General features: G+C 70.7%; 15 protein-coding genes. 8 read left to right on the top strand and 7 right to left on the bottom strand.

What is annotated here, in order from left to right; genetic code table 11:
- From DMB66_RS41165 to DMB66_RS41150, 4 genes are all read right to left on the bottom strand, one after another.
- A partial coding sequence (locus DMB66_RS41165; RefSeq protein ID WP_125809551.1) for a PstC family ABC transporter permease occupies positions 1-712 on the bottom strand: 712 nt, incomplete at its 3' end.
- Positions 713-758: 46 nt separating this feature from the next.
- Positions 759-1,850 (bottom strand): phosphate ABC transporter substrate-binding protein PstS, encoded by a 1,092-nt coding sequence (gene pstS / locus DMB66_RS41160; RefSeq protein WP_125809550.1) that lies wholly within the window; start codon positions 1,848-1,850, stop codon positions 759-761.
- Between the two features lie 367 nt (positions 1,851-2,217).
- Positions 2,218-3,084: a mycothiol synthase gene (gene mshD / locus DMB66_RS41155; RefSeq protein ID WP_125809549.1), complete on the bottom strand. Its 867-nt coding sequence runs from the start codon at positions 3,082-3,084 to the stop codon at positions 2,218-2,220.
- A gap of 10 nt (positions 3,085-3,094) precedes the next feature.
- Entirely contained in the window at positions 3,095-3,811 is a 717-nt protein-coding gene (locus DMB66_RS41150) for a response regulator transcription factor (protein WP_125809556.1), read from the bottom strand.
- Positions 3,812-4,141: 330 nt separating this feature from the next.
- Here DMB66_RS41150 and DMB66_RS41145 point away from each other — a divergent pair, with 330 nt between their 5' ends.
- The 6 genes from DMB66_RS41145 (at position 4,142) to DMB66_RS41125 (ending at position 8,644) form a co-directional block, all read left to right on the top strand.
- Positions 4,142-5,155: a hypothetical protein gene (locus DMB66_RS41145; RefSeq protein WP_233625209.1), complete on the top strand. Its 1,014-nt coding sequence runs from the start codon at positions 4,142-4,144 to the stop codon at positions 5,153-5,155.
- A 164-nt stretch (positions 5,156-5,319) separates the two neighbouring features.
- Complete coding sequence (locus DMB66_RS41140; RefSeq protein ID WP_233625208.1) at positions 5,320-6,057, top strand: DUF2993 domain-containing protein; 738 nt, start codon at positions 5,320-5,322, stop codon at positions 6,055-6,057.
- 18 nt (positions 6,058-6,075) lie between these two features.
- Positions 6,076-6,204, top strand: a complete 129-nt coding sequence (locus DMB66_RS66190) for an Ms5788A family Cys-rich leader peptide (RefSeq protein ID WP_370320213.1) — start codon at positions 6,076-6,078, stop codon at positions 6,202-6,204.
- A gap of 160 nt (positions 6,205-6,364) precedes the next feature.
- Entirely contained in the window at positions 6,365-7,213 is an 849-nt protein-coding gene (locus tag DMB66_RS41135) for a sulfurtransferase (RefSeq protein ID WP_125809548.1), read from the top strand.
- 2 nt (positions 7,214-7,215) lie between these two features.
- On the top strand, positions 7,216-7,545 hold the full coding sequence (locus DMB66_RS41130) for a DUF1416 domain-containing protein (protein WP_125809547.1): 330 nt from the start codon (positions 7,216-7,218) through the stop codon (positions 7,543-7,545).
- 235 nt (positions 7,546-7,780) lie between these two features.
- Positions 7,781-8,644: a hypothetical protein gene (locus tag DMB66_RS41125; RefSeq protein ID WP_125809546.1), complete on the top strand. Its 864-nt coding sequence runs from the start codon at positions 7,781-7,783 to the stop codon at positions 8,642-8,644.
- 23 nt (positions 8,645-8,667) lie between these two features.
- On the opposite strand, the gene DMB66_RS41120 is transcribed toward DMB66_RS41125, so the two are convergent.
- The 3 genes from DMB66_RS41120 to DMB66_RS41110 form a co-directional block, all read right to left on the bottom strand.
- Positions 8,668-9,330 carry a LytR C-terminal domain-containing protein gene (locus DMB66_RS41120; RefSeq protein WP_158647533.1) on the bottom strand — a complete coding sequence of 221 codons (663 nt, stop codon included), beginning with the start codon at positions 9,328-9,330 and terminating at the stop codon, positions 8,668-8,670.
- On the bottom strand, positions 9,311-9,829 hold the full coding sequence (locus DMB66_RS41115; RefSeq protein ID WP_125809544.1) for an RNA polymerase sigma factor: 519 nt from the start codon (positions 9,827-9,829) through the stop codon (positions 9,311-9,313). The genes DMB66_RS41120 and DMB66_RS41115 overlap by 20 nt, the downstream gene beginning before the upstream one ends.
- A 72-nt stretch (positions 9,830-9,901) precedes the next feature.
- Entirely contained in the window at positions 9,902-10,276 is a 375-nt protein-coding gene (locus DMB66_RS41110; protein WP_125809543.1) for a DsrE family protein, read from the bottom strand.
- 14 nt (positions 10,277-10,290) lie between these two features.
- On the opposite strand from DMB66_RS41110, the gene mtfM reads away from it, so the two are divergent.
- Positions 10,291-10,395, top strand: a complete 105-nt coding sequence (mtfM, locus tag DMB66_RS65650) for a small membrane protein MtfM (RefSeq protein WP_281420991.1) — start codon at positions 10,291-10,293, stop codon at positions 10,393-10,395.
- A complete protein-coding gene (locus DMB66_RS41105) occupies positions 10,392-10,991 on the top strand; it encodes an FABP family protein (protein WP_125809542.1) in 600 nt (199 codons plus the stop codon). Before mtfM ends, DMB66_RS41105 begins: the two co-directional genes overlap by 4 nt.
- Positions 10,992-11,003: the final 12 nt, after the last annotated feature.

The raw sequence follows: 11,003 nt of genomic DNA, 5'->3' as shown, positions 1-11,003 counted from the left end.
TCTGCTGGAACACTCCCGGGGACAGCGAGGTCACGATCGGCAGCACCATGATCGCCAGCACCAGGCTGCCGAGCAGGATCGAGCGGCCGAACGGCCCGTCGCCACCGAAGATCGGCAGCCAGCTGAAGTACTTGTTCAGCCAGACCGAGAAATCCTCGACCGGCACCCGGAAGACGTCGCGTCCCCAGAGGCCGAAGACGACGCTGGGCACGGCGGCGAGCAGGTCGATGATGAAGCCCAGCGGGTTGGCGAGACGCTTCGGCGCGTAGTGCGAGAGGAACAACGCGATGCCCAGGGCGATGGGCACCGCGACGATCAGCGCGATGACCGACGTCAGCACCGTGCCGAAGGCCAGCGCGGCGATGCCGAACTTCGGCTCGGCGTCGTTGGGGAACCAGGCCTTGTAGGTCAGGAAGTTCTCGGTGTTGGCCTGCAGGGCCGGCACGGCCTTCGAGATCAGGAAGATCGCGATGGCGACGATGATGACCAGCACCATCGCGCCGGCTGCCGTGCTGAGGGCCCGGAAGCCGGTCTCCATCGAGAACCGGGCTTTCCTGGGCAGGGCACCCCCACCACCGAGCGGCGGGCGACTGCCGTCGAGGTCGTCGGGAGGAATCGGCGATACGCCGCTGCCGGCGGACCGGGCGTGACGGGCTGTCACGCTCGATCCACCGGCGTCGGTCCTCGCCGAGCGGGAGGGATAGTCACCCATTCGCTCGCTCGCTGTCGTCTAGAAGGGGGTTCCGGGGGCCAGGAGATCAGGAAATCGCCGCGACCGAGGTCTCGACCTTGCTGCGGACGGCCTCCGGCAGCGGGGCGTAGCCGAGCTCGGCGAGCGCGGACTGGCCGCCGGTGCTGGCGGTGTAGCTCAGGAAACCCTTGATGGCCGCGGCCTTGGCGCTGCCCTTGCTGCAGGCGATCTCGTACGTGACCAGGACGATCGGGTACGCGCCGGCCTCGGTGGTGGCGTAGTCGATGCTGAGCTTCAGGTCGTTGCCCGTGCCCTCGACCTTGGCCCCCGCGATGGTCTTGCCGGCGCTGTCACCGGTGAGCTCGGTGAACTCGCCCGCACCGTTCTTGATCTTGGCCTTCTTCAGGTCGCTGTTCTCCGCGAAGGAGAGCTCGACGTAGGAGATGGTGCCGGCCGTGCCCTTGACCGCGGTCGCGACACCGTCGGACTTCGCCGCGCCGACGCCGCCCGGCGCCTTCCAGGCCTTGGCGTTGCCGAAGGTCCAGTCCGCCTCGGCGGTCTTGCTCAGGTACTTGGTGAAGTTGTCGGTGGTGCCCGACTCGTCGGAGCGGTGCACGGCCTGGATCGCCGTCGAGGGAAGCTTGGCGTCGGCGTTCTCGGCCTTGATCGCCGCGTCGTCCCACTTGGTGATCTTTCCGGCGAAGATCTTCGCGAGCGTCGACGCCGAGAACTGCAGGTTGTCCACGCCGTCGAGGTTGTAGACGACCGCGATCGGGCCGATCACCATCGGGAGGTTGAGCGCCTGGCCACCGGGACACTTGGCGTCGGCCTGCGGCTGCTCCTCCTCCTTGAGGGCGGAGTCCGAGCCGGCGAAGTCGGCGGTGCCGGCGATGAACGCCTGGATGCCCGCGCCCGAGCCGGTGCCCTCGTAGCCGATCTTCGCGCCCGAGCACTGGCCCTGGTACGCCTTGATCCACTCGTCCATGGCGTTCTTCTGGGCCGAGGAGCCCTGCGCCGTCAAATCGCCGGCCGCGCAGTTCGCGGCGGCGGAGGAGGCGCCGCCGGCGGCAGGCGAGTCGGTGTTGTCAGAGCCGCACGCCGCGAGCGCGACCGAGGCGGTCAAGGCAATGCCGGCAACGTAGAACCGCTGGAGCTTCACGGGTTTCCCTTCGAATTAAATGCAACTCCGGGCTCCGTAGTCCCGGCCGGCCGAACTTTCATCGGCACACCCGGAAAGTTAAGAGGGCGAGGTGACCGGCTCCCCGGGCATAAGTGAACGCAAGGTGAACAGGTCAGCGCCGGTTCGTAGCCTTTTGCTGAGGAGGGGTTGTCCGTTAAGTGAACCGAGGGCGTAGCGCCTTATATGTCCGTTATTCTGCGTTCTTTTTGGCTGGACGATCGTTCGGTTCAGGACTGCTTTCCGGGACGCGATCGGGTGGCATCGCGGCGGGCTCCCGCGCCCCCGACTTACGTCAAAAGCCCCATACTGCCGGCGGCAGATGGGGCCGGAGAGCCAGACGGCGCCGCTAGTCGCGGCTGTACATCACGTCGGTGGAGTAGATCTCGAAGCCCAGCCGCCGGTACAAGGCGACCGCGCCGCCGTTGGACTCGTCCACATAGAGCAGCGCGTCAGCCAGCCCGAGCCCGGCGAGATGCCGAAGCCCGGCCACGCTGAGGGCGGCGCCCAGCCCACGCCGATGACCGCCCGGTTCGACGCCGAGCACGTAGATCTCGCCGATCGCGGGCTGATCGCCCTCGGCCGGGTGCACCTTCGTCCAGTGGAAGCCGAGCAGCCGGTCGTCGACCGGGTCGACCGCGAGCAGGAAGCCGGCCGGGTCGAACCAGGGCTCGCCGAACCGCAGCCGCAGGTCGTCGGGCGTCCAGCGGCCCTGCTCCGGGTGGTGGGCGAAGGCCCGGGAGTTGACGCCCAGCCAGGCCTCGTCGTCCGCGCCGGGCACGAAGGCGCGCACGGTGACGCCCTCCGGCAGCGGGACGTCCGGGAGGTTGGTCAGCGAGCGGCGCATCTGCCAGAGCACGCGGGACCGGGTGAATCCGGCCTGCTCGGCGAAGGCCCGTGCTGCCTCTTCGTCGCCGTGCGCCCAGAACCGCAGCGCGCCCGGGCCGGCCGCGGCGATCAGTGCCGTGCCGTGCCCGCGGAGCCGGTGTTTGGGGTGCACCACCAGCTCGCCGGAGGTGCCGTCCAGGTAGGCATAGCCCGCCAGGGTGCCGTCCGCGTAGGCGAGCAGGTGGGTGCGGCCGGAGCCGCGCAGGCCGAGGACGCCGTCCTCCGAGAGAGGGCTGACGCCGTCGGCCTCGTCCGCCGCGGCGGCCAACGTGAGCACGTCAGCCGCCTCGGCGGGGGTGAGCCGGTCCAGGGACCGGATCTCTGTCATGCGGCCGGGCTCAGACCGGCAGCGAGACGGGCTCGTTGTCGGGGAGCTTGCGGCTGGTCGGGGGGACCACGAACTTGTAGCCCACCTGGCGGACGGTGCCGATCATCGACTCGTATTCCGAGCCGAGCTTGGCGCGCAGGCGCCGCACGTGCACATCGACCGTCCGGGTGCCGCCGAAGTAGTCGTAGCCCCAGACCTCGCGCAGCAGCTGGTCGCGGGTGAAGACCCGGCCCGGGTGCTGGGCCAGGAACTTCAGCAGCTCGAACTCCTTGTAGGTGAGGTCGAGCGGCCGGCCCTTGAGCTTGGCGGCGTACGTGTCGGGGTCGATGCTCAGCTCGCCGGCCCTGATGGAGCCGCCGGCACCGGCCGTGGCGTTCGTCAGGCGGCCGACCGCCAGGCGCAGCCGGGCCTCGACCTCGGCCGGTCCGGCGCTGGCCAGGATGACGTCGTCGACACCCCAGTCGGCATTGAGGGCGATCAGGCCGGCCTCGGTGACCACTGCCATCAGTGGGACGCCGATGCCGGTCGCGTGCAGCATCCGGCACGTCGCGCGAGCCTCGGAGAGCTCGGAGCGGGCGTCGACGAGCACGGCGTCCGGGCTCGGCCCGGAAACCAGCGTGCGTACGTCGCGAGGCGCCGTACGCACGGTGTGGGGCAGCAGGTCCAGCGCGGGAAGCACGGCGGATGGCTCACCAGCACGTGCTGTCACCAACAGGAGGATTTCCACACTCACCTCGAATCCTCGCGGCGCGATGGCCGCTCGGGTGACCCGGTCTGCGCAGCTCAGGGCTGCGCCACCGGTAGGACTTGTCCCGGCGTCACCGACGGGTGGGCTGCGAATACCTTAACCGATGCATCAGCCCGAAGACCCTGGTCGAACCGTCAAGTGATGTGAACTACGCCCTGTGGGTGGCCGAACGGCCGAGTCGTAACCGGCTTTTTACCCGATCTGTACCCCGCAGCAGGTGGGAGCGCGTCCACGTTGCCGACGGATGACGCGCGGGATGACTACGCCGCGATGAGCGCGATCGGGCCCGGGTCTGGCACGATCGCAGGCGTGCTTCCCTCCGCGCCGCGCGACAACGACTCCTGGGACGACGACGTCTCCCGGGAGATCGCCCGGTCGGCGCCGGGCCGGTCCTCCTCCGGCTTCTACGCCGGCGCACCCGAGCCCGCCTCCCGGATCGGCGCCCGCGGCGACGACCCGGAGGAGGAAGACGAGATCGAGGAGGAGATCCCGGTCGTCCCGGTCCGCCGCCAGCTCTCGGTGGCGATCGCCGGCTTCGCGGGACTGCTCGGTGCGGGCCTGATCCTCGGTGCGCAGACCTCGGGGCCGGACGCGCGACTGCCGTACGCGATCGTGGTCTTCGGGGTGCAGTTGCTCTACATCCTCGCCTTCACCATGGCCATCCGGCCGCCCGCGGCCGGCACGGTCGCCGGGGTCAGCGTGGCGGCGGCCGTGGTGGCCGACTACCTGGCGGTCGACCGTGAGTCCGCCGGGGTCCTGCCGTTGATCCTGGTGGCGGTGATCGGTTTCGGGGTGGCGGTGGCGGGCCAGTTCATCCGGCCGGACGACCGGATGCACGTGCGGGACGCGCTCAGCGGCACCCTGCTGATCGTCGTCGGCGTGGTCTCGTTCGCTCAGTTGATCGTGCTGACCCGCAAGCCGGTGGGCACCCAGGCCGTGCTGGTCTGCCTGACCGCGGTCGCCGTGGCGCTGCTGGTCGCGCACCTGGTCGACGCGTTCTTCCCGCGGCCGCGGATCGCGCCGCAGGTGCCCCGCGGCGCCACCGGCATGATCGTCGGCGCCATGCTGGGCACGTTGGCGGCGGCCGGGCTGGGCAGCGTGCTGGTGTTGCCGTTCACGCCGGCCAAGGGAGCCCTGTTGGGCTTCGTCGTCGCCGGCGTGGCCGGGCTGGTGGACCTCGCGGTCAACTACTCCGAGGTGGGCCGCCGGATGGCCGGCGACACCCCGACCTTCTGGGTGGCCCGGCACATGCAGGGCCCGCTGGGTGCGTTCGCCCTGGCCCTGCCCGGTGCGTACGCGTTGACCTTCTTCTTCCTCGATTGAGGGTGTCCGGCGGGCTCGCACCGGGCATATACCGTGCCCTATCCAGGTGAACCGGGAGGGCCGTTGTGGCTGAGGTATATGGGTCTTCAGGCCGGTCAAGGGTGGCGGCGGGGCGGTCGGACGAAAGGTCTTCCGCACGGCCGCGCAGACGGTGGGGTCGACGCTTGCTGATCACTCTCATGGTGCTGCTGCTCATCGTCGTCGGGGTGCTGGCGGTGGTCGACCGGGTCGGCGCGTCGTACGCGGAACGGGTTATCGGCGACCGGGTCGCCCAGCAGCTCACCGACCAGCAGGCCACGGCCGAGAAGCCGAACGTGACCATCGAGGGAGTGCCGTTCCTGACCCAGGTGGTCGCGGGGAAGTACCAGGAGATCAAGATCGTGCTGAACGACTTCTCCGGGCCGGCGGGCAACGGCCAGAACATCAAGATGGCCCGGCTCGACATCCGGGCGAAGGACGTGAAGGCGCCGCTGGACACCGTCCGCAGCGGCACCGGCGACATCGTGGCCGGCACGGTCACCGGCGTCGGCACCCTCGGCTACGCCGACCTCGCCGAACTGACCGGCCAGCAGGGCCTCAAGCTCAGCGAGCGCGACGGCAAGCTGATCGGTGCCGCGCCGCTGCGGGCGCTGGGCCAGACCTTCAATGCCAGCGGTACGGCGAACCTGGCGGTCAAGGATGGTGTGGTCAGCGTCACATTCGCCGATGTCACCGCCGAGGGCCTGCCGAACGTCCCGCTGGTCCGCACCCTGGTCGACAACTACGTGAAGCAACTGGGGTTCGACCTCAAGATCCCGGCCCTGCCGCTGGGCCTGAAGGTGCAGAAGGTCGAACCGCGGCCCGACGGCCTGTACGTGACCACCGGCGCGAGCAACGTGTCCCTGAGTTCGGGCGGGCTGTGACGGCGGCCTCGTTCCCGGATGGTGGTCGACGGTGTTCCGGACCGTGGACCCGCTGGTAGGGTCGGCTGCATGAGCCCCCTGCTCACAAAGAGGCGCGCGGTCGACCTGTGCCGCGTGGCCGCCTGCCTGTGTCGCCCTGTCATCTGACGGGGCCATTCCAGCTGCGCAGGATCTGATCTTTCCGCCCGGCAGTGGCGCCGTCGCACCCAACCCAACGTGATCCGCACCAGAGGGTCCCGCGCGGGGTGCGACCGAATTCTCCGCGCGTCGACTCACCCCCATCTCACCTGACCAAGGGAGTATTCCGATGAGTCGCGACTCAGCACTCGTCTCTGCCGACTGGGCCGAGAAGAATCTCGACGCGCAGGGCGTCGTCTTCGTCGAGGTCGACGAGGACACCTCCGCCTACGACGGCGGCCACATCCCCGGCGCCGTGAAGATCGACTGGAAAGCCGACCTGCAGGACCCGGTGCGCCGGGACTTCGTCAACCAGGAGCAGTTCTCCAAGCTCCTGTCGGAGAAGGGCATCTCCAACGACGACACCGTGATCCTGTACGGCGGCAACAACAACTGGTTCGCGGCGTACGCGTACTGGTACTTCAAGCTCTACGGCCACGGCGACGTCAAGCTGATCGACGGCGGCCGCAAGAAGTGGGAGCTCGACGCCCGCCCGTACTCGAAGGACGTCCCGGCCCGGCCGGCGACGCAGTACCAGGCGTCCGCGCCGGACCTGTCGATCCGCGCGTTCCGCGACGAGGTCGTGCAGGCCATCGGCGTGAAGAACCTGGTCGACGTGCGCAGCCCCGACGAGTTCGCGGGCCGGCTGCTCGCACCGGCGCACCTGCCGCAGGAGCAGTCGCAGCGCGGCGGCCACATCCCGACCGCGCTCAGCGTGCCGTGGAGCAAGGCGGCCAACGAGGACGGCACCTTCAAGTCCGACGACGAGCTCGCCAAGATCTACGGCGACGCCGGCCTGGACGGCAGCAAGGACACCATCGCCTACTGCCGGATCGGCGAGCGTTCCTCGCACACCTGGTTCGTGCTCAAGGAACTGCTCGGTCAGCAGAACGTGAAGAACTACGACGGTTCCTGGACCGAGTACGGCTCGCTCATCGGCGTGCCGATCGCGCTCGGCGACGAGCCCGGAAAGGCGTGACCATGACCTCCACCTCGAACATCGCGGACGGATGCGCCGCGCCCGACCAGTCGGCTCCCATCCCGGCCAGTGTCAACCTCGAGAAAGAGACCGTGATCACGGGCATCGTGACCAACGCCGAGGGTGAGGCGGTGGGCGGCGCGTACGTTCGCCTGCTCGACTCGACCGGCGAGTTCACGGCGGAAGTGGTGACCTCCCCGGAGGGCGTGTTCCGCTTCTTCGCGGCCCCGGGCTCCTGGACCCTGCGGGCCCTGTCCCGGCACGGCAACGGCGACCTGGCCGTGGACGCGGCCCGTGGCGTGAACGAGGTCGGCGTCACCGTCAACTCCTGACCCACGCTCTGTCGCACAGGGCGGGACCCGAACGGGGTCCCGCCCTGTGCCGTTCGTGTGCTGGGGGCAGACGAGCGCCGTCCGCCCGGTGATCGACGAGAACGGCTATGTCCGGACCGCACGTCCCGGCCGCTATGGCGGTCTGCCGGCGGTGAACCGATCACCGCAGTCTGAGCGGGGAGCAAGGCCGCACCGGATCGGTGGGCCCGTGCCGCGGCGTGCGAGCATGGCTGCCGTGACCGCCCCCGGGTATCCCTATGTCGCGCCGCCACCCTTGCCGCGGCGCCGGCGGCGCTGGTGGCTGATCGGTATCGTGGTGGTCTGGGCGTTGCTGCTCGCCGGCCTGGCTGTCTGGTCCGTTCGCAACGATCCGCCCACCGTCCCCGAGCAGCGGGATATCGCCGACGCGCTGCCGATTCTGCAGCGGGCCACCGGGGTCGTGCTCGCCGCCGCGGACGGCGACGATCGGACGGTCACCCTGGGCGAGCTGAGCTTCGACCGGGGCTGCACCCTCACGCCGGTGTGGGACGGGGTCGACGCGAGCCGGGAGGTCACTGTCCGGGTCCGCGCCAACCAGGTGCCGGGCACGCTGAAGGCGATCGCGGAGGCCCTGCCTGCTGAGTACGCGGCCACCGTACGGAAGAACGCCGCCGGCACCAGGTACGGACTGCGGGCCGACGCCGGCAGCCTCGTCGGCGTGGATGCCACCGCGCAATCCGATGCCACGGTCTTCACCCTGGTCGTCTCCACCGGGTGCCGCCCGCTCGCCGACGGAGTGGATCTCGACCCCGCGCCGGTGGCCGCCACCGAGCTTCCGCCCGCGTTTACCGCCGCCGTGCAGGCGCTGCGGGCGAGCAGCACGGCTGCCACCAGCAGCGAGGTGGCCTGCCCGGGCGGCGCGGGTACGGCCCGGACGGTCACCGCCGATGGCCTGACCGCCCCGGCCGACCTCGGACGCGCGGTGCAGGGCGTGGCCGCCGGAGCGGTGATCATCCAGGCCGATCCGCACGCCTGGGCCTACCGGGCTGGGGGTGTGTCCGTGGTGGTCAGCGACAGCGAGGCCAGCGCGCGGGTCACCGCGACGACCGGATGCCGCTGACCCCGCGACGGGGTGTCTCCCGGTCAGCACCCCGGCGGGCGCGTCGGCTCTCCCGCCTGCGCCAGGGCCTGGTTCATCTCGGTCGGGGTCGCCAGGCTGCGGAAGTCGGCACCGAGCACCAGGTCAACGGCCTCGCCGTCGCGGCCGGGATCGAACGCCATCACGACGTCGCCACCGATCAGCGCCCGCACCAGCGTGCTGGCACCGACCGCGCCGGGCCCGTACCGCACCACCGCCGCCGTCCCCGCGGCCTCGGCACGCGGATCGCTGCCCGGGGTGTCCCTCGCGGTGAAACCGCGTTCACCGAGCTCTTGGACCACCGGGCCGGCCTGGCCGGCCGGGGCGGCACCGGGAAAGACCCGGAGCTCGATGCGGGCGGGACTGTCGGGTAGAGACAGGTCGACGGGATACCGGCAACTCGCCGACCCGGTCGGCCGCGCCGTGCCCGCGAACGGCGAAGGCGATTGCGGGGTCGCGACCGGGACCGGAGTGCCGCCGGGCCCGAGCAGACCGGTCAGCCCGAAGCCGGCCGCGGCGGCCAGGGCCGTGGCGGCCACTGCCGTGCCGGCGCGGCGGCGACGGGCCCGGCGCAGCCCGCGGGCCCGGACGGCGGAGGCCGGGGCGAGCAGCACCATCTCGACATCCTTCTCGAGCTCGACGATCCGCTCACGAACGGGACGCGACATCGCTGACCTCCTGCGGGTGGTCGCCGAGCAGCCCGGCGAGCGCGGTGCGGGCCCGGGACAGCCGGGCTTTGATCGTCCCGGCGGGAGCGCCGGTGCTCAGCGCGATGTCGTTCACCGACATGTCCAGCAGGTAATGCAGGGCCACCGCCTGCCGTTGAGCGGCGGGCAACTGCTGCAGGGCGGCGACGACGGCCACCCGGTCCGGCGACGGGCTGGCAGTCACCACGGCAGGTGAACCCATCCGCGCCTGCGCGGCCCACCACCGCCGGACACCCCGCCACCGGTTGGCGGCGAGCCGCCAGGCGACCGCGCGCACCCAGCCCTCGGGGTTCTCGAAGCCCGCCACCTTGGGCCAGTGCTGCCAGGCCCGCGCGTATGCCTCCTGCGCGATGTCCTGCGCGTCGGCCAGATCACCGCAGACCGCGAAGAGGTAGAGCACGACGCGTCGGGCCGTCGCTTGATAGAAGGCGTCGAAATCGTCGGTGTTCCGGGTGGCCATGGGTCCCCGCTTCCGGTCTGTGGTTGCACAACGAGATACACACCGCACAGACCAGACCGGTTGCACGCCTCGCTAGTACACGACCGCCTGGGCGCCGTCGGACATGATTTCCTCGACGAACACCGCGGCGCCCGCGATCCGGATCCCCGGCAGCACGTCCTCCGGGCCGATGCCGCGGCGGGCCGCGCACTGGGTGCAGGCGGTGACCCGGCCGCCGCCGATCAGCAGGTCGAGCAGGTCCGGCAGCGGCGCGGCGTGCGGCAGCTCGAACTGCCCTGCCCGGCCGGGCAGGGCGAACCAGGTGGACTCACCGGTGAGCCAGAACGACACCTCCACCCCGGCTGCGGTAGCGGTGCTGGCCACGGTGAACGCTTGCGAGCAGCGCTCCGGGGCGTCCGCGCCGGCGGTTGCCTTGACGACGAGCAAGCGAGCCATACCGGTCAGCATAGGATGGGCCGGTCATGGTTACGGAGATCGGGTTCGTGAGTCTGCTGGTCGCCGGGTTCGGCGGGCTGGCGGGCGGTTTGGGCTATCTGGCGATGCGCATTGCAAGGGGACGCTGGTGAGCAGTGAGACGGAAAACCCGCTGGGCCCACCGCCCTGGCTGAACGCGCCGCCGGTCGAGGCGTATCCCTTCGAGGACACCCACGACCTGCGGAAAGGGCCGGATCTGCACCCCGCGTTGCTGGGGCTGCTGCCGTTCATCGGGCTGTGGCGCGGTCGCGGGCAGGGCGGCTTCCCGGCGCCCGAGGACTTCGACTTCGCGCAGGAGGTGCGGATCAGCCACGACGGGCGGCCGTTCCTGGCGTACGAGTCGCGGTCCTGGATCCTGGACGCCGACTCCAAGCCGGCCCGGATGGCCGAGCGGGAGCTCGGCTGGTGGCGGCCCGTGCTGGTCAACGACCGGCCGGGTGACGAGATGGAAGCCACGATGATGACGCCGGACGGCGTGATGGAGCTCTACATCGGGCGGGTCAGCGGCACGCGGCTGGAGATGGTGACGGACGCGGTCGTCCGCACGCCGTCCGCCCAGGAGGTCACGGCGGGGCACCGGCTGTTCGGCATCGTCGACGGGGCGCTGCTCTACGCCCACGAGATGTCCGGCATGGGCAAGACGCTGGCTCCGCACCTGTCGGCGAGGCTGCTCCGCGTCGGCGGTTAGTCGCGCGAACTA

The organism is Actinoplanes sp. ATCC 53533, from assembly GCF_003947245.1.
The sequence above is the reverse complement of the archived record's forward strand: the minus strand, read 5'-3'. Positions and strand labels throughout refer to the sequence as shown.

What these genes read in the sequence shown, in the direction of transcription:
- DMB66_RS41130 (WP_125809547.1), top strand. Translation starts at nt 7,216, where the DNA reads ATGACCTCCACCTCGAACATCGCGGACGGATGCGCCGCGCCCGACCAG.
- DMB66_RS41110 (WP_125809543.1), bottom strand. Translation starts at nt 10,276, where the DNA reads ATGCTGACCGGTATGGCTCGCTTGCTCGTCGTCAAGGCAACCGCCGGC.
- DMB66_RS41120 (WP_158647533.1), bottom strand. Translation starts at nt 9,330, where the DNA reads ATGTCGCGTCCCGTTCGTGAGCGGATCGTCGAGCTCGAGAAGGATGTC.
- DMB66_RS41135 (WP_125809548.1), top strand. Translation starts at nt 6,365, where the DNA reads ATGAGTCGCGACTCAGCACTCGTCTCTGCCGACTGGGCCGAGAAGAAT.
- mtfM (WP_281420991.1), top strand. Translation starts at nt 10,291, where the DNA reads ATGGTTACGGAGATCGGGTTCGTGAGTCTGCTGGTCGCCGGGTTCGGC.
- DMB66_RS41115 (WP_125809544.1), bottom strand. Translation starts at nt 9,829, where the DNA reads ATGGCCACCCGGAACACCGACGATTTCGACGCCTTCTATCAAGCGACG.
- DMB66_RS66190 (WP_370320213.1), top strand. Translation starts at nt 6,076, where the DNA reads ATGGTGGTCGACGGTGTTCCGGACCGTGGACCCGCTGGTAGGGTCGGC.
- mshD (WP_125809549.1), bottom strand. Translation starts at nt 3,084, where the DNA reads ATGACAGAGATCCGGTCCCTGGACCGGCTCACCCCCGCCGAGGCGGCT.